The sequence below is a fragment of the Rhodoferax ferrireducens genome, from assembly GCF_031458075.1.
In the GTDB taxonomy this organism is placed as follows: Bacteria; Pseudomonadota; Gammaproteobacteria; order Burkholderiales; family Burkholderiaceae_C; genus Rhodoferax_B; species Rhodoferax_B ferrireducens_A.
In genome coordinates, this window is sequence record NZ_JAVDXT010000001.1 from 1,559,349 (window position 1) to 1,576,364 (window position 17,016).

A 17,016-nucleotide genomic window follows, 5' to 3' on the forward strand; every position below is an offset into this window, starting at 1 on the left:
CTCTTAGAACCTTATGGCAAACCACCTCGACCTTGAAGAACAAGAACAGCTTGACGAGCTCAAAGCATTCTGGAACCGTTTCGGCAACCTGATAACCTGGATTCTGATCGTGGTACTGGCCGGTTTTGCCGGCTGGAACGGCTACCAGTACTGGCAGCGCAGCCAGGCCGCGCAAGCCGCCGCCCTGTATGACGAGGTGGACCGCGCCAGCAAGGCCGGCGATGTGGCCAAGGTGGAACGCGCTTTCTCCGACATGAAGGACAAGTACGGCCGCACCACCTTTGCCCAGCAAGCCGGTCTGCTGGCGGCCAAAACCCTGTTTGAAAAAGGCAATGCCGATGCCGCCAAGGCCGCGCTGACCTGGGTGGCCGACCAGTCTTCCGACGAAGGCTACCAGGCCGTGGCGCGTCTGCGTCTGGCCGGCGTGCTGCTGGAAGCCAAGTCGTATGACGAAGCCCTGAAGCTGCTGTCCGGCAGCTTCGGCAAGGAGTTTGAGCCGTTGGTGGCCGACCGCAAGGGTGACGTCTACGCGCTGCAAGACAAGAAGGCCGATGCCATCGCCCAGTACCAGATTGCCTACAAAGGCCTGGACGCGCAAGACGACTACCAGCGCATCGTGGAAGTCAAGCTCAACAGCCTGGGTGTCGATCCGCGTCCTGCGGCCCCCGTGGTTACTGTCGCCAGCCCCGTTACTGTAGAAGTCAAAAAATAATGCAAAAAACGCCTCTAGCGCATACCTTGCGTGCGACAGCAGCTATTCTTTTGGTAGCGGCTTTGGCCGCCTGCTCCAGCACTCCGGACAAGCCCAAGCCTGCGGATCTGCCGGCCAACGTGGCCCTGCTGGGGGTGCGCCAGGCCTGGGTGGCCAAACTGGGCGAGGTCGGCTTTCCGCTGGAGGTGAACGTCAATGGCGGTACGGTGGCACTGGCCACCGGCAACGGCACCGTGCTGGCGCTGGATGCCCGCACCGGCCGCGAGCTGTGGCGCACCGCCGTCGGCGCGTCTTTGTCGGCCGGCGTGGGCAGCGATGGCAAGGTCACGGCCGTAGTGACCCGCGACAACGAAGTCATCGCGCTGGAATCCGGCAAAGTGCTGTGGCGCCAGCGCCTGGGTGCGCAAGCCTATACCGCACCGCTGGTGGCCGGCGGCCGGGTATTTGTACTGGCGGCAGACCGTTCGGTCAGCGCCTTTGACGGGCAGACCGGACGCAAGCTGTGGAACCAGCAGCGTTCCGGCGAAGCCCTGGTGCTGGGCCAGTCCAGCGTCTTGTTGGCGGTGGGCGATACCTTGGTGTCCGGCGTGTCGGGCCGCCTGGTCGGCATGAATCCGACGAATGGCAGCACCCGCTGGGAAGCCCCGATTGCCGCGCCGCGCGGCACCAATGACGTCGAGCGCCTGGTGGATCTGGTCGGCCGCGTCAGCCGGGTTGGCGATGTCGTGTGCGCGCGGGCCTTCCTGTCGGCCGTGGGCTGTGTGGATGCGGCGCGTGGCCGCCTGTTGTGGACCAAGCCTGCGCAGGCGTCCGAAGGCGTGCATGGCAATGAACAAATGGTGTTCGGCACCGAAAGCGATGGCAAGGTCATCGCCTGGCGCCGTGAAAATGGCGAGCAGGCCTGGGTTTCCGAGCGCCTGCGCTACCGCAGCCTGTCGGCGCCCTTGGCTGTGGGCCGCTCGGTTGCGGTGGGCGATGGCACGGGTCTGGTACATTTCCTGTCCCGCGAAGACGGGAGCCCGCTGACCCGTATGGCCACCGATGGCTCCGCCATCGTGACCGCTCCCGTGCTGGCGGGTGACACCGTGGTCGTCGTGACCCAGAACGGTGGCATCTATGGCTTCCAGCCTGAATAACTCTATGCGTCAGCCGATCTGCGCCATCCTATGAAACCAGTTTTGGCCTTAGTCGGTCGCCCCAATGTGGGCAAATCCACCCTGTTCAACCGTCTCACCAAGTCGCGCGATGCGATCGTGGCGGATTTTGCCGGGCTCACCCGTGACCGCCACTACGGCAATGGCCGCCAGGGCAAGCACGAATACATCGTCATCGATACCGGCGGTTTCGAGCCCGATGCCGAAAGCGGCATCTACAAGGAAATGGCCAAGCAGACCCGCCAGGCCGTGGCCGAGGCCGATGTGGTGATTTTTGTGGTCGATGCCCGGGGCGGCCTGTCGGCCCAGGACCACGACATCGCCAAATACCTGCGCCGTCTGGGCAAGCCTTGCATCCTGACAGCCAACAAGGCCGAGGGCATGAAAGAAGGCCACCAGCTGGTGGATTTCTACGAACTGGGCCTGGGTGAGGTGTACCCGATTTCGGCGGCACACGGCCAGGGCATCCGTGACCTGGTGGATCTGGCGCTGGCGCCACTGAATCTGGCCGCGCCCGAAGACGAAGAAGAGGGCGTCGACATTGGCGTGACCAAGCTGGCCGTGGCCGGGCGCCCGAATGTGGGTAAATCTACCCTGATCAACACCTGGCTGGGCGAAGAGCGCCTGGTCGCGTTCGATATGCCGGGCACTACCCGCGACGCTATCAGCGTGCCGTTCGAGCGCAATGGCCACAAGTTCGAGCTGATCGACACCGCCGGCCTGCGCCGCAAGGGCAAGGTTTTTGAAGCCATCGAGAAGTTCTCGGTGGTCAAGACGCTGCAGGCGATTGAAACCTGCCACGTGGTGCTGCTGCTGATCGACGCAACCCAGGGCGTGACCGACCAGGATGCGCATATTGCGGGTTACATCCTGGAAAGCGGCCGCTCGGTGGTGCTGGCGATCAACAAATGGGATGCGGTGGACGCCTACCAGCGCCAGCTGGTGATGCGCTCGATCGAAACGCGCCTAGCCTTCCTCAAGTTTGCCTCCATGCACTACATCTCGGCCATCAAGCGCCAAGGTCTGGGGCCGCTGTGGGCGTCGATCCTACAAGCCCACCAGGCGGCGATGTGCAAGATGTCCACCCCGGTGCTCACGCGTTTGCTGCTGGAAGCCACGGCTTTCCAGAGCCCGCAACGCGCCGGCATGTTCCGCCCCAAGCTGCGTTATGCCCACCAAGGCGGCATGAACCCGCCGGTCATCATCATCCACGGCAACTCGCTGGAGCATGTGACCGAGGCCTACAAGCGCTTTTTGGAAGGGCGTTTCCGCAAGGCTTTCAACCTGACGGGCACGCCTTTGCGCATCCAGATGAAGTCGGCGGCCAACCCTTACGCCGACAAAGACGATTGAGTCTCAACATATTTGGTGGGGACATCCCCCGGCTAAACCCTGATTGTGTGAAACGCTGTGGTAAGGTCCAACCTTCTTTAACATCTTCACAACACGGAGAATATCGTGAGCAATAAAGGGCAGCTTCTTCAAGACCCGTTTCTCAATACCTTGCGCCGTGAGCATGTGCCTGTGTCGATTTACCTCGTCAACGGCATCAAGCTCCAGGGCCAGATTGAGTCTTTTGACCAATATGTTGTGCTGTTGCGCAATACGGTGACCCAAATGGTCTACAAGCACGCGATCTCCACCATCGTTCCCGGCCGCGCAGTCAATTTCTCGGCTGCCGACGATGCGGCGGCGGTAGACGCGGCAGCTTGAACCGGTACGCTTCTCCTCTGGTGGGCCGAACACTCGCAACGGTGTTCGGCCCATTAGTGCATTTTCCCCTTACCTGTTTTTGATTTGAGTTCTTCCGATACTCCTGACATGCCGCTGGCCGTTTTGGTTGGCGTAGATCTCGGCACTCCCCATTTTGACAAAGAGCTCGAAGAGCTAGGCTTGCTGGCCGATACCGCAGGCATGCGGGTGGTGGCACGCATCACCTGCAAGCGCCAGGCGCCTGATGCCGCACTGTTTGTCGGCAGCGGCAAGGCCGATGAAATCAAGCTGCTGGCCCAAATGCATGGCGCTACGGAAATCCTGTTTGACCAAAGCCTGAGCCCAGCGCAGCAGCGCAATCTGGAACGCCATTGCGAGCTGCCGGTCAATGACCGGACCATGCTGATTTTGACCATCTTTGCCCAGCGCGCGCGCAGCCACGAAGGTAAGTTGCAGGTCGAACTTGCGCGCTTGCAGTATCTGAGTACCCGGCTGGTCCGGCGCTGGTCGCATTTGGAGCGGCAAAGCGGCGGTATCGGTATGCGTGGCGGCCCCGGTGAGAAGCAGATCGAGCTCGATCGCCGCATGCTGGGCGAGTCCATCAAGCGCACCAAGGAGCGGCTGCAAAAGGTGGTGAAGCAGCGCAGCACCCAGCGGCGCCAGCGTTCACGCCGCGATGCCTTCACCATCTCGCTGGTCGGCTATACCAACGCCGGCAAGTCCACGCTGTTCAATGCCATGGTGAAGGCGCGTGCCTACACCGCCGACCAGCTGTTCGCCACCCTGGACACCACCACCCGCCAGCTGTACCTGGGCGATGCTGGGCGCTCGGTGTCCTTGTCGGATACCGTGGGTTTCATCCGCGACCTGCCGCATGGCCTGGTCGATGCGTTCCGCGCCACCTTGCAAGAAGCGGCAGATGCCGATTTGTTGCTGCATGTGGTGGATGCCTCGAACCCGAATTTCCCCGAACAAATGGCCGAGGTGGCGACGGTGTTGCGCGAGATTGGCGCAGCCGAGGTGCCCCAGCTGCTGGTATTTAATAAGCTGGATGCTCTTGATAAAGCGCGTTGGCCGCTGCAACTGCAGGACATGTTCGAGGTGGATGGCCAGCCCGTACCGCGTATTTTCCTGAGTGCCCAAACCGGAGAGGGATTGCCTGCATTGCGGCAGAAGCTGGCCGAGCTGGCATTGGCCAAAATGCCGAACGAGAATGCCCTTATGCAATTACCGGAATGGAATGAAGCTGGTGCCTGATTGGGCACAATACATGCATGACAACCAAGAGACTTGAGCGAATGAATCTCAATTTACGGGCCTTTAATCTGGCCGCATTGCCGGGTCGTATCCGGGGTATGTTCAATTTGAACGATCCCCGCTGGGGCCGTGGTGACGACAACAAGTCGGAATCCGACGGTGCGCAGAAGCCAGAGGGCGATCGCTCCAATGAACCCTCCAAGAACACGCCCAACCGCGGCCAAGGGCCGAACCAAGGTCCGCCGGATCTGGACGAGTTGTGGCGTGACTTCAACCGCAAACTGAGCGGCCTGTTCGGCAACAACAAGCCCGGACAGCGTGGCAATGGCGGCTCCAACGGCGGTGGTTCGGGTGGCGGGTTTCAGCCCGACATGAAGAGCGCCGGCATTGGTATGGGCTTGATTGCCGCCGTGGTGGCGCTGATCTGGCTGGGTACCGGCTTCTTCATCGTGCAAGAAGGCCAGCAGGCCGTGATCACCCAGTTTGGCAAATACAAATCTACTGTAGGTGCAGGTTTCAACTGGCGCCTGCCGTACCCAATCCAACGCCATGAACTGGTGTTTGTGACGCAAATCCGCTCTGTGGATGTGGGGCGCGATGCCGTCATCAAGGCCACCGGCTTGCGTGAGTCGGCCATGCTGACCGAAGACGAAAACATTGTGGAAATCAAGTTTGCCGTGCAATACCGTCTGAGCGATGCGCGTGCCTTCCTGTTTGAAAGCAAGGACCCGACCGGCGCCGTGGTGCAGGCTGCGGAAACCGCGGTGCGCGAAGTGGTTGGCAAGATGAAGATGGATTCGGCCCTGGCCGACGAGCGCGACCAGATCGGTCCGCGTGTGCGCACCCTGATGCAAACCATTCTGGACCGCTACAACGTGGGTATCGAAGTAGTGGGCATCAATATGCAGCAAAGCGGTGTGCGCCCGCCCGAGCAAGTCCAGGCCGCGTTTGACGATGTGCTGAAAGCCGGCCAGGAGCGCGAGCGTGCCAAGAACGATGCCCAGGCTTACGCCAATGATGTAGTGCCGCGTGCCGTAGGTTCGGCATCACGCCTCAAAGAAGAATCTGAAGCCTACAAAGCTCGCATCGTGGCCCAGGCCGACGGTGATGCGCAGCGTTTCCGCTCGGTCCTGACCGAGTACCAGAAAGCACCTCAGGTGACACGCGACCGCATGTATCTGGACACCATGCAGCAGGTCTATGGCAATGTCACCAAGGTCTTGGTGGATTCGCGCCAGGGCTCCAATTTGCTCTACCTGCCGCTGGACAAAATCATGCAGATGTCGGGCCAGGCCGCCAGCAATGGTGTGGCGGCCGAAGCGCCTGCCGCCAATCCCGCGGTGCCGGTGGCACCCGCGGCCTTGTCCAATGATGCCCGCACGCGTGATAACTCGCGCTCACGCGACCGCGATGTACGCTAGGAGAATACTTTGAACAGAGTTGGTTTTATTGCGTCGTCCTTGCTGGTAGTGCTTGCGCTGCTGAGCTCCATGTTGTTTGTGGTGGACCAGCGCCAGTTCGGCGTGGTCTATGCGCTGGGTCAGATCAAGGAAGTGATCACCGAGCCGGGTCTGAGCTTCAAGCTGCCGCCACCGTTCCAGAATGTCAGCTACCTCGACAAGCGCTTGTTGACGCTGGACAGCACCGATGCCGAGCCCATGCTTACTGCCGAGAAACAGCGTGTGGTGATCGACTGGTATGTACGCTGGCGCATCACGGCCCCGTCGGAATACATCCGCAACGTCGGTTTGGATGAAAACGCCGGTGCCAACCAGCTGAACCGGGTGGTGCGCAACGCGTTCCAGGAAGAGGTCAACAAACGCACGGTGAAAGAGTTGCTGTCGCTCAAGCGAGAAGCCTTGATGGCCGACGTGAAGCGCGAAGTGCTGGAAGCCGTGCGCGGCGCCAAGCCCTGGGGCGTGGACGTGGTCGATGTGCGGATCACCCGCGTCGACTACGTGGAAGCGATCACCGAGTCGGTATACCGCCGCATGGAAGCTGAGCGCAAGCGCGTGGCCAACGAGCTGCGCTCTACCGGTGCGGCCGAGGGTGAAAAGATCCGCGCCGATGCCGACAAGCAACGCGAAGTGACGATTGCCAACGCCTACCGCGATGCACAGAAGATTAAGGGTGAGGGTGATGCCGAGGCTTCGCGCCTGTATGCCGACTCGTTTGGCAAGGACCCGCAGTTCGCCCAGTTCTACCGCAGTCTGGACGCTTATAAGCTCAGCTTCAACAAGAAGAGCGATGTGATGGTGCTGGATCCATCCTCGGACTTCTTCAAAGCCATGCGCGGTAGTGGCGCTGGTGGCAGCACCGCTGCGCCTTCTGCCAAGAAGTAATCTTGGACGGCTATAGCCTCTGGGCCGCGCTGGCTCTGGTGCTGGTGGTAGAGGGGCTATTGCCTTTTCTATCACCAACCCGTTGGCGGCGCATGTTCCAGCAGATGCTGGCGCTGCAGGATGGACAGCTGCGCTTCTTCGGCCTGTGCAGCATCATTGCAGGGCTGTTGCTGCTCTGGATGGTGGATTAACACCAGCACCCAGACTTGCCCACAGCGTAGCAGCGCTTACCTCCTTGCAGGGGGCAATACCAGCGGCCCGGGCGAGCCGGGTCCGCGGTATTTCCGGGAAGAACCGGGTAGCGTTTAGAACTCGGCTTGCGAGCCCGGTAAAATCTCTTTTTTAACAGCCTCCCAAAACTCCATGTCTGCTTGGGTCCTGCCGGATCACATTGCCGATGTTCTGCCTTCCGAGGCTCGGCACATCGAAGAACTGCGTCGCGAATTGCTTGACGCTGCCCGTGGCTATGGCTATGAACTGGTCATGCCGCCGTTGCTGGAGCATCTGGAATCCCTGCTCACCGGCACCGGTGAAGCCCTGGATTTGCAAACCTTCAAGCTGGTCGATCAGCTCTCTGGCCGCATGATGGGCTTGCGGGCCGACACCACGCCCCAGGTCGCCCGCATCGATGCCCATTTGCTGAACCGCCAGGGTGTGACACGCCTGTGCTATTGCGGCCCGGTGGTGCATACCCGGCCAGACCGGCCGCACGCTACCCGCGAGCCGCTGCAGCTGGGCGCTGAAATCTACGGCCATGCGGGGCTGGAAGCCGATCTGGAAATCCTGCAGCTGTCGCTGGACTGCCTGCGCGCTGCCCAGGTGCAAGGCCTGGCGGTCGACATGAGCGATGCCCGCATTGCCCATGCGCTGCTGGCGGATGTGGCTTTGAAGCCCGGCGATCTGGGCCGTATCCATGCCGCGCTGGCGAACAAGGATGCGACCGAACTGGCCGCGCTCTGCGCAGACCTGCCCGCGGTTTCACGCGATGGCCTGCTGGCGCTGGTGCGGTTGTATGGCGACGCCAAGATATTGCAAGAAGCCGAGCGCGTGCTGCCGGCCTTGCCCGCCATCCAGGCCGCATTGCGCGACTTGCAATGGCTGGCGGCCCAACTGGGTGACACTCCGGTCAGTTTCGACCTGGCAGATCTGCGCGGCTACGCTTACTACAGCGGTGCGCGCTTTGCGATCTATGCGCAAGGCGCCGGCGATGCCTTGCTGCGCGGCGGGCGCTACGACGAGGTAGGGGCGGTATTCGGCCGCAACCGCCCGGCCGTAGGCTTCAGCCTGGACCTGAAACAAGTCGTTGCCGCAGTGGGACCACGCCCGCTGCGTGCGGCCATCCGTGCACCCTGGGGCCATGCGGCCGATCTGCGTGCGGCTATTGCGACCCTGCGGGCGCAAGGTGAAACCGTGGTCTGCGTATTGCCAGGCCACGAGAGTGAAGTTGATGAGTTCCATTGCGACCGCGTGCTCCAGCCCGTTGGCGGGCAGTGGGTCGTGCAAGTTATTTAAGAAAATTCCTGAGATGAACACCCAAACAAATTTGGTTCCTGGTCGCAATGTCGTCGTCGTTGGCACGCAGTGGGGCGATGAAGGCAAAGGCAAGCTGGTCGACTGGCTCACCGAGAGCGCCCAGGGCGTGGTGCGCTTCCAAGGCGGCCACAATGCCGGCCACACGCTGGTCATCAACGGCGTCAAGACGGCCCTGCACCTGATCCCCAGCGGTATCATGCGCGCCGGCGTCAAGTGCTACATCGGTAATGGTGTGGTGCTGTCGGCGGCCAAGCTGTTTGAAGAAATCGAAGGCCTGGAAAAAGCCGGCGTGGAAGTGCGTTCGCGCCTGCGCATCAGCGAAGCCTGCCCCTTGATCCTGCCGTTCCATGCGGCCATCGACATCGCCCGTGAAGCCCTGCGCGAAAAGGGTGGCACCGAGAAGATCGGTACCACCGGCCGCGGCATCGGCCCGGCCTACGAAGACAAGATCGCCCGTCGCGCGCTGCGCGTGCAGGACTTGAAGTATCCCGAGCGTTTCGCCACCAAGCTGCGCGAGCTGCTGGAGCTGCATAACTTCGTGCTGACCCAGTTCCTGCATGCGCCGGCTATCGATTTCGATACGGTCTACGCCGAATCCATGCGCCACGCCGAGCTGCTCAAGCCCATGATGGCCGACGTCTCGCGCGAACTCAACGACGCCCATGCCGCTGGCGCCAATCTGCTGTTCGAAGGCGCCCAAGGTACCTTGCTCGACGTGGACCACGGCACCTACCCGTATGTCACCTCCAGCAACTGCGTGGCCGGCAACGCCGCAGCCGGTGCCGGCGTTGGCCCGGGCATGCTGCACTACATCCTGGGCATCACCAAGGCCTATTGCACCCGCGTCGGCGGCGGCCCGTTCCCCACCGAACTCGACTGGGAAAAGCCCGGTACCCCCGGCTACCACATGAGCACCGTGGGTGCCGAAAAAGGCGTGACCACTGGCCGCAGCCGCCGTTGCGGCTGGTTCGATGCGGCTTTGCTGAAGCGCAGCGCCCAGGTCAACGGTCTGAGCGGCCTGTGCATCACCAAGCTCGACGTGCTGGACGGCATCGACGTGCTGCAACTGTGCACCGGCTACATGCTGGATGGCGAGCTGGTCGACATCCTGCCCATGGGTGCCGACGATATCGCCCGCTGCGTGCCGGTGTATGAAGCCATCGATGGCTGGTCCGATTCGACCGTGGGGGTGACCGACATCAACAAGCTGCCTGAGAATGCGCGCCGCTACCTGAACCGTATTGAGCAAGTCACCGGTGTGCCGATCGCCATGGTGTCCACCAGCCCGGACCGCGACCACACCATCATGATGCGCCATCCCTACCAGGCCGCGTAAGCCAAGTTTTATATAAAGAATAGGCACTTACCGCAACCAGTGCCTATGCGAGTAGCTATTATTTCAGGAGTAAACCCCATGTTGACGGAAGACGGCAAACACCTGTACGTCAGTTATGACGAGTACCACAGCCTGATCGAAAAACTGGCTTTGAAGGTGCACCAGTCGGGCTGGGAGTTCGACACGATTCTGTGCCTGGCCCGTGGCGGCCTGCGCCCTGGTGACGTGCTGTCGCGCATTTTCGACAAACCCCTGGCCATCATGTCGACCAGCTCGTACCGCGCCGAAGCCGGGACCAAGCAAGGCGTGCTGGACATCGCCCGTTTCATCACCACGCCCAAGGGTGAAATCGCTGGCAAGGTCTTGCTGGTCGATGACCTGGCCGACACCGGCCACACCTTGCGCGCCGTGATCGAGCAGCTGAAGAGCAACTACGCGCCCATCACCGAGCTGCGCAGTGCCGTGATCTGGACCAAGGCCGTGTCGATCTTCACCCCCGACTACTCGGTCGAATTTTTACCCACCAACCCCTGGATCCACCAGCCTTTCGAAGGCTACGACGCCATGCGCCCGGCGCAGCTGATGGAAAAGTGGAAACTGTAAGCCGCGGCTGAACCGTTTCCGCAATGTCCAGCACCACGACCCAGCTGATCCACCACCCGTACCAGCCGCCTAACGAGTTTGCGGCGCCGCAGCCGGGGGTGTTCAAAGCCTCCACGGTGGTGTTTCCGAACGTCGCTGCTATGCGCACGCGCGAATGGAAAGACAAGTCGGCCTATACCTACGGGCTGCACGGCACGCCCACCACCTACACCCTGGAAGAGCGCCTGTGCACGCTGGAAGGCGGCCGCTACTGCGTGCTGCTGCCCAGCGGGCTGGCAGCGATTGCCAACGTGGCCCTGGCCTTGCTGGGCACAGGCGACAGCATGCTGCTGCCCGACAACGTCTATGGGCCGAACCAGGCACTGGCCGACGGCGAGCTGGCGCGCTGGGGCATCCACACCCAGGTCTACAACCCTATGGACCCGGCCGACCTGGCCGCCAAGATCACCGAGCGCACCCGCCTGGTCTGGGTCGAGGCTGCCGGTTCGGTGACGCTGGAGTTTCCCGATCTGCCGGCCCTGGTACGCATCTGCCAGGCGCGTGGCGTGGCCTGCGCGCTGGACAACACCTGGGGTGCAGGCCTGGCCTTCAACCCGTTTGACCTGCTGCCCGGTACCAGCCCGGCCCTGGGCGTGGACATCTCGGTCCATGCGCTGACCAAATACCCGAGCGGCGGCGGCGACGTGCTGATGGGCAGTGCCATCACCCGCGACCCGGCGCTGCACCGCAAGATTCAGCGCACCCATATGCACCTGGGCCTGGGCGTGGCAGGCAACGAGGCAGAGCTGGTGCTGCGCTCGTTGCCCAGCATGGCGCTGCGCTACCGCGCCCACGATGCGGCCACCCGCAGCTTGGCCCGCTGGTGCATCCAGCGCCCCGAGTTCGCCCAGGTCTTGCACCCGTCGCTGTCCGATGCGCCCGGCCATGCGCACTGGCAGGCGCTGTGTGGCCCTGCGGATGCGGCAGCCGGCCTGTTCAGCGTGGTGCTGGATGCGCGCTACACCACGGCGCAGGTAGATGCGTTCTGCGATGCCTTGCAGCTGTTCAAGCTGGGCTATAGCTGGGGCGGCCCGATGAGCCTGGTCGTGCCCTATGACCTGGCCCGCATGCGCAAGCCCTGGCCCGCGCATCTGGCGCAGGGCACGCTGGTGCGGTTTGCGGTCGGCCTGGAAGCCGTGGCCGACCTGCAGGCCGACTTGGCGCAGGCACTGCTGCAACTCGCGCCAAGCTGTTAAAGTGACAGCTCCATGACTTACCCGGGCGCTGGGTAAGTCCTCAGCTCACCATTTGAAAGAAGACGACCTTGGCAACACCAAATTACGGATACGAAAAACGCCAAAAAGAGCTGGCCAAGAAAAAGAAGAAGGAAGACAAGCTCAAAGCCAAAAGCGAGCGCAAGCATGATGATCCGGCGCAAGACGATGGCGGTAATCCGGCAGACGGCCAACCTCCAGCGGCCCCTACCGAATCCTGATGTTTACGGCCGGGCGACCATGCCCGGCCTTGGCTTACTTCAATAGCTTTTTCAGCTCCGGCCACACGTTGTTCAGCAGCGTGGGATGCGCTTCCGCCTTGGGGTGGATGCGGTCCGGCTGGAACAGCTGCACCGGGTCCGGCGCATCCGCCACGCCTTTCAGCAAGAACGGCACCAACGCCGCTTTCTCCCCCTTGGCAACCTTGGCAAACAGGCCGCTGAATCGCTCGGCGTACTCGCGTCCGTAATTCGGCGGCACCTGCATGCCGACCAGCAGCACCTTGGCGCCGGCTTTTTGCGCGGCTTCGGTCATCTGGCGCAGGTTGTCCTCGGTGGACTGCAAGGGCAGGCCGCGCAAGGCGTCGTTGCCGCCGAGTTCGATCACCACCAGGCTGGGCTTGACGCTGCTCAGCAGCGGCGCCAGCCGGGCCCGGCCGCCCGAGGTGGTGTCGCCGCTGATGCTGGCGTTGTGCACCGTGGCGCTGATCTTCTCTGCCGCCAGGCGTTTTTCCAGCAGGGCGACCCAGCCGGTGCCGCGGGCCAGTCCATACTCGGCGCTCAGGCTGTCGCCGACCACCAGAATGCTGGCCGGGGCGGCGGCTTGCGTCCCGGATGACCCCACGGTCAGGGCCAGGGCCGCAGCCGCGATAAAGTGTCTACGTTTCAAAACTCAAAGCCTTTCATGCCAACTCTGTCCAACGGTGCGGTCATTTCTGTGGAGCACGTCTCCAAATCGGTCACCGACTCCACCGGAACTCTCACCATTTTGCGTGATATCGATTTCTCATTGGCGGCCAGGGAGACTGTGGCCATCGTCGGTGCCTCGGGTTCCGGCAAAAGTACGCTGCTGTCCATCATTGCGGGTTTGGATACGCCTACGCACGGAACAGTTCGCTTGGTCGGGCAGGATATTTTTGCCATCAGCGAAGACCAGCGCGCCGCCGTACGCGCGCAAAAGCTGGGTTTTGTGTTCCAGAGCTTCCAGCTGATGGGCAATCTGACGGCCTTGGAAAACGTCATGCTGCCGCTGGAGCTGGCCGACCGCAAGGACGCACGCAAGGCCGCCACCGAGATGCTGGCCCGCGTCGGCCTGGGCCAGCGGCTCGGCCATTACCCCAAGCTGCTCAGCGGCGGCGAACAGCAGCGCGTGGCCCTGGCGCGGGCCTTTGTGGTTCAGCCGGCGGTGTTGCTGGCCGACGAACCTACCGGCAGCCTGGACTTCGCCACCGGCGAGAAGGTGATGGAGCTGATGTTCGAACTGAACCGCGAGCAGGGCACGACCCTGGTGCTGGTGACCCACGACCGCGGTATCGCCGCCCAGTGCGAGCGCCGTATCACCATCGAGGCCGGCCAGATCGCCCACGCTTGAATTTATAGAAAATAGGGCTCTAGCGCTGACACTACCTGCACCAGCAGCTATCAATACTGTAGTGGCGTGGGGCCGGTCCGCCAGCGTCGATAATCTCCCCATGTCTTCCCCTAAAGTTCTCTTCGGCTTCCATGCCGTGGGCGTGCGCCTGAAAACCGCGCCGCAATCCATCATCGAAATCTATTACGAGCCGACCCGGCGCGACGCGCGCATGCGCCAGTTCCTGGAAAAGGCCAATGAAGCCGGTGCCCGCCTGATCGAAGGCGACAGCATGCGCCTGGCCAAGCTCTGCGGCAGCCACGGCCACCAGGGCGTGGCGGCGCGGGTGGAGCATATTCCGCAAGTGCATTCGCTCGACGACCTGCTCGACAGCCTGACCACGCCTGCGCTGCTGCTGGTGCTGGACGGCGTGACCGATCCGCACAACCTGGGCGCCTGCCTGCGCGTGGCCGACGGCGCTGGCGCACATGCGGTGATCGCCCCCAAGGACCATGCTGCCGGTATCAATGCCACCGTGGCCAAGGTGGCTAGCGGCGCCGCCGAGACCGTGCCGTACTTCATGGTCACCAATCTGGCGCGCACCCTGGGCGAGCTCAAGGAGCGCAGCATCTGGTGCATTGGTACTAGCGACAACGCGCCCAAAACCCTGTACCAGGTGGATCTGAAGGGCCCGGTGGCCCTGGTGCTGGGCAACGAAGGCGACGGCATGCGCCAGCTGACGCGCAAGACCTGCGACGAACTGGTTGGCATCCCGATGGCCGGTGCGGTGGAAAGCCTGAACGTGTCGGTGGCCAGCGGCGTCTGCCTGTACGAAGCCCTGCGCCAGCGGCTGTAAAGTTCTCCCCGTCCGCACTGGATAACTTTGGGGATAACTCTGAATTAGCGCTGTATTCCGAGGGTAAACCCTTGATTTATAAGGGTAAACCTTGCATTGCCTGTTATTTCAGCAGTTGACAACTCGCCTGTCAGCCTCGGGTTAGCCCTATCACACCCAGCCCAGCGCACCCAGTAATGCACCAAAGCCCAGCAGCCACAGCAGGTGCAGCTTGGTGCGCCAGACCACCAGCGCGCTGACCCCGGTCAGCAGCCACAGCGGCCAGTCGCCGTGCGGCCCGTGCTGGGCGCTGGACAGCAACCAGCCGGTGGCCAGCATCAGCGCGATCACGATGGGCGCCATGCCTTGTTTGAAGGCCCGCACCGCGCGCATTTCGCGGTTGCGGTGGCCCCAGCGCACCGACAGCCAGGTCAGCACGGTACTGGGCAGCAGGATGCCGAACATGGTGCAGGCCATGCCCAGCAAGGCCAGGCTGTAGCCGCCGGCGTTCAGCCCCACGTTCCAGCCCATCAGGGCGATGAACAGCACATTCGGCCCGGGCGCGGCCTGGGCGATGGCGATGGAGGCATTGAACTGCTCCTCGCTCAGCCAGTGCTGCTGGTCGACCAGGTAGCGGTGCATGTCGGGTACGGCCGTGATGGCGCCGCCCACGGCCAGCAGTGACAGCGAGATGAAATGCCAGAACAGCTGGAACCATTCGGACGCGCCCATCACGATGCTGTGCAGGCCACTCATACGGGCAGCTTCCGGTAGGTCAGCACGCAGGCCGCGCCGCCCAGGACGAGCAGGATGTAGAACAGCGGCCAGTGCAGCAGGGCGATGGCCGCAAAGCACAGCGCGCCCAGCAGCACGCATAGCGCAATCCCCAGCACATGGTGGCGCACCGCGCGCATCAGGCGCAGGCCGGTGGCGGCGATCAGGCCGGCGGCCACCGCACCCATGCCGCGCAGCGCGCCGGCGACGGCCGGGTTATCGGCAAACTGGGCGTAGACCAGCGCCAGCGCCAGCACGCCCAGCAGCGGAAAGGTCAGCATGCCGGCCAGCGCCGCCAGCGCGCCGCGCAGGCCGAAGTAGCGGTCGCCGATCATCACCGACAGATTGACCACGTTCGGGCCCGGCATGATCTGGGCGACGGCCCAGTCTTCGACGAATTCTTCGCTCGTCATCCAGCGCTTTTTGTCCACCAGTTCGCGCTGCACCACGGCCAGCACGCCGCCAAAACCCTGCAGGGCCAGCAGGGTAAAGGACACGAACAGATCGGTAGGTGACTTGGGCTGGGCGCGCAGCGGGGCGGGCGGTGCCGGGGGGGCGGAGGTGGCGGTATTGGACGGCATGGGTGCATTATCGCCAGCGCTTTGGGGGCCCTGCCGGCCCGCGGATTCATCCCCTATTTGAGGGAAATGGTGTGCCTGGCGCGCCGGGTGCTGCAGTACATTGCAGCGCCAGCCTAGCGGCTGTGTGCCGACCACCTATCGGAAACCATTCTGGGAGCCATTCGCTATTCGCCATGATTGAACGCACTCTTTTCAACCCCGAACACGAAGCCTTCCGCGACAGCTTTCGCCGATTTGTAGCCAAGGAAATCGTCCCCTTCCATGCGGCCTGGGAAGATCAGGGCTATGTGGACCGGGCGGTGTGGAATGCGGCGGGCGCCAACGGTTTCTTGTGTCCGTCCATGCCCGAAGAATTTGGTGGCGCCGGGGCCGACAAGCTGTACTCGGTGGTGCAGATCGAAGAGCTGGCGCGGGTCGGCGTGACCGGCATAGGCTACAGCCTGCACAGCGAGATCGTTGCTCCGTATCTGCTGCACTACGCCACCGAACCGCAAAAACAGAAATACCTGCCGCAGATGGCCAGTGGCGCCATGGTGGGCGCGATTGCCATGAGCGAGCCGGCCGCCGGCTCCGACCTGCAGGGCATACAGACCACTGCGATCCAGCAGGCCGACGGCAGCTACCGGCTGAACGGCAGCAAGACCTTCATCACCAACGGCTGGCATGCCGACCTGGTGGTGGTCGTGGCCAAGACCAACCCCACCGCCGGCGCCAAGGGCACCAGCCTGTTCCTGGTCGAGCGCGGCATGCCCGGCTTTACGGTGGGCAAGCGGCTCAAGAAGCTGGGTATGAAGGCACAGGACACGGCCGAGCTGTTTTTCGACAATGTGCATTTGCCGGCCGATCAACTGCTGGGCGGCCGTTCGCACGAGAACAAGGGCTTTGTCTGCCTGATGGAGCAACTGCCCTGGGAGCGGCTGCAGATCGCCATCACCGCCGTGGCCGCGGCCCAGGCGGCCATCGACTGGACCGTGGCCTATGTGAAGGAGCGCAAGGTGTTCGGCCAGCCCGTGGCCAGCTTCCAGAACACCCGCTTCACCCTGGCCGAGCTGCAGACCCAGGTGCAGATCGCCCAGGTGTTCATCGACCGCTGCACCGAGCTGCTGCTGCAAGACCGGCTGGACACCGCCACCGCCAGCATGGCCAAGTACTGGACCACCGACCTGCAATGCAAGGTGATGGACGAATGCGTGCAGCTGTTTGGCGGCTATGGCTTTATGTGGGAATACCCGATCACCCGCGCCTATGCCGATGCCCGGGTGCAGCGCATCTACGGCGGCACGAATGAAATCATGAAGGAAGTGATCACGCGCTCCATGGGGCTGGGCGGCTAGATAGCCGGCTCTGAGCACAG

19 protein-coding genes are annotated in these 17,016 nt (G+C 62.8%); 16 read left to right on the forward strand and 3 right to left on the reverse strand.

The genetic code is table 11. The features are described from left to right. Nucleotides 1–13: 13 nt before the first annotated feature. From J2X19_RS07275 to J2X19_RS07335, 13 genes are all read left to right on the forward strand, one after another. The gene (locus tag J2X19_RS07275; RefSeq protein WP_116608145.1) at nucleotides 14–712 is read left to right on the forward strand and encodes a YfgM family protein; all 699 of its coding nucleotides are present in this window, start codon (nucleotides 14–16) and stop codon (nucleotides 710–712) included. Then, the gene (bamB, locus tag J2X19_RS07280) at nucleotides 712–1,848 is read left to right on the forward strand and encodes an outer membrane protein assembly factor BamB (protein ID WP_310371972.1); all 1,137 of its coding nucleotides are present in this window, start codon (nucleotides 712–714) and stop codon (nucleotides 1,846–1,848) included. The genes J2X19_RS07275 and bamB overlap by 1 nt, the downstream gene beginning before the upstream one ends. 30 nt (nucleotides 1,849–1,878) lie before the next feature. Continuing rightward, entirely contained in the window at nucleotides 1,879–3,219 is a 1,341-nt protein-coding gene (gene der / locus J2X19_RS07285) for a ribosome biogenesis GTPase Der (protein WP_116608143.1), read from the forward strand. A 105-nt stretch (nucleotides 3,220–3,324) separates the two neighbouring features. Beyond that, nucleotides 3,325–3,579 carry an RNA chaperone Hfq gene (gene hfq, locus J2X19_RS07290; RefSeq protein ID WP_092761067.1) on the forward strand — a complete coding sequence of 85 codons (255 nt, stop codon included), beginning with the start codon at nucleotides 3,325–3,327 and terminating at the stop codon, nucleotides 3,577–3,579. Between the two features lie 108 nt (nucleotides 3,580–3,687). Continuing rightward, on the forward strand, nucleotides 3,688–4,836 hold the full coding sequence (gene hflX / locus J2X19_RS07295) for a GTPase HflX (protein ID WP_310371977.1): 1,149 nt from the start codon (nucleotides 3,688–3,690) through the stop codon (nucleotides 4,834–4,836). Nucleotides 4,837–4,877: 41 nt separating this feature from the next. Next, nucleotides 4,878–6,257 (forward strand): FtsH protease activity modulator HflK, encoded by a 1,380-nt coding sequence (gene hflK, locus J2X19_RS07300; protein WP_310371979.1) that lies wholly within the window; start codon nucleotides 4,878–4,880, stop codon nucleotides 6,255–6,257. A gap of 9 nt (nucleotides 6,258–6,266) precedes the next feature. Then, nucleotides 6,267–7,178: a protease modulator HflC gene (hflC, locus tag J2X19_RS07305; RefSeq protein ID WP_310371981.1), complete on the forward strand. Its 912-nt coding sequence runs from the start codon at nucleotides 6,267–6,269 to the stop codon at nucleotides 7,176–7,178. A 2-nt stretch (nucleotides 7,179–7,180) separates the two neighbouring features. Then, the gene (locus J2X19_RS07310) at nucleotides 7,181–7,369 is read left to right on the forward strand and encodes a DUF2065 domain-containing protein (RefSeq protein ID WP_310371983.1); all 189 of its coding nucleotides are present in this window, start codon (nucleotides 7,181–7,183) and stop codon (nucleotides 7,367–7,369) included. Between the two features lie 172 nt (nucleotides 7,370–7,541). After that, entirely contained in the window at nucleotides 7,542–8,690 is a 1,149-nt protein-coding gene (locus J2X19_RS07315; protein ID WP_310371985.1) for an ATP phosphoribosyltransferase regulatory subunit, read from the forward strand. Nucleotides 8,691–8,703: 13 nt separating this feature from the next. Beyond that, nucleotides 8,704–10,047, forward strand: a complete 1,344-nt coding sequence (locus tag J2X19_RS07320) for an adenylosuccinate synthase (protein ID WP_116608137.1) — start codon at nucleotides 8,704–8,706, stop codon at nucleotides 10,045–10,047. A gap of 78 nt (nucleotides 10,048–10,125) precedes the next feature. Then, on the forward strand, nucleotides 10,126–10,650 hold the full coding sequence (locus tag J2X19_RS07325; RefSeq protein ID WP_116608136.1) for a phosphoribosyltransferase: 525 nt from the start codon (nucleotides 10,126–10,128) through the stop codon (nucleotides 10,648–10,650). A gap of 23 nt (nucleotides 10,651–10,673) precedes the next feature. After that, nucleotides 10,674–11,885, forward strand: coding sequence for a PLP-dependent transferase (locus tag J2X19_RS07330; RefSeq protein WP_310371989.1), 1,212 nt, complete (start codon nucleotides 10,674–10,676; stop codon nucleotides 11,883–11,885). A 68-nt stretch (nucleotides 11,886–11,953) separates the two neighbouring features. Beyond that, a complete protein-coding gene (locus J2X19_RS07335) occupies nucleotides 11,954–12,124 on the forward strand; it encodes a hypothetical protein (protein ID WP_165830886.1) in 171 nt (56 codons plus the stop codon). A 34-nt stretch (nucleotides 12,125–12,158) separates the two neighbouring features. Here J2X19_RS07335 and J2X19_RS07340 read toward each other — a convergent pair whose 3' ends face one another. After that, nucleotides 12,159–12,791, reverse strand: coding sequence for an arylesterase (locus tag J2X19_RS07340; RefSeq protein WP_310371991.1), 633 nt, complete (start codon nucleotides 12,789–12,791; stop codon nucleotides 12,159–12,161). 15 nt (nucleotides 12,792–12,806) lie between these two features. Here J2X19_RS07340 and J2X19_RS07345 point away from each other — a divergent pair, with 15 nt between their 5' ends. Then, nucleotides 12,807–13,493 carry an ABC transporter ATP-binding protein gene (locus J2X19_RS07345; RefSeq protein ID WP_310371993.1) on the forward strand — a complete coding sequence of 229 codons (687 nt, stop codon included), beginning with the start codon at nucleotides 12,807–12,809 and terminating at the stop codon, nucleotides 13,491–13,493. 100 nt (nucleotides 13,494–13,593) lie between these two features. Next, nucleotides 13,594–14,328, forward strand: coding sequence for a 23S rRNA (guanosine(2251)-2'-O)-methyltransferase RlmB (gene rlmB, locus J2X19_RS07350; RefSeq protein ID WP_092761342.1), 735 nt, complete (start codon nucleotides 13,594–13,596; stop codon nucleotides 14,326–14,328). A 150-nt stretch (nucleotides 14,329–14,478) separates the two neighbouring features. Here the strand turns inward: rlmB and J2X19_RS07355 are convergent, their stop codons facing one another. Together J2X19_RS07355 and J2X19_RS07360 are read right to left on the reverse strand one after the other, a co-directional pair. Continuing rightward, nucleotides 14,479–15,063: a chromate transporter gene (locus tag J2X19_RS07355; protein WP_310371996.1), complete on the reverse strand. Its 585-nt coding sequence runs from the start codon at nucleotides 15,061–15,063 to the stop codon at nucleotides 14,479–14,481. Continuing rightward, nucleotides 15,060–15,662: a chromate transporter gene (locus J2X19_RS07360; RefSeq protein ID WP_310371998.1), complete on the reverse strand. Its 603-nt coding sequence runs from the start codon at nucleotides 15,660–15,662 to the stop codon at nucleotides 15,060–15,062. Before J2X19_RS07360 ends, J2X19_RS07355 begins: the two co-directional genes overlap by 4 nt. A gap of 173 nt (nucleotides 15,663–15,835) precedes the next feature. Between J2X19_RS07360 and J2X19_RS07365 the strand changes: the two genes are divergently transcribed. Continuing rightward, the gene (locus J2X19_RS07365) at nucleotides 15,836–16,996 is read left to right on the forward strand and encodes an acyl-CoA dehydrogenase family protein (RefSeq protein ID WP_310372000.1); all 1,161 of its coding nucleotides are present in this window, start codon (nucleotides 15,836–15,838) and stop codon (nucleotides 16,994–16,996) included. The last annotated feature ends 20 nt before the right edge of the window (nucleotides 16,997–17,016 follow it).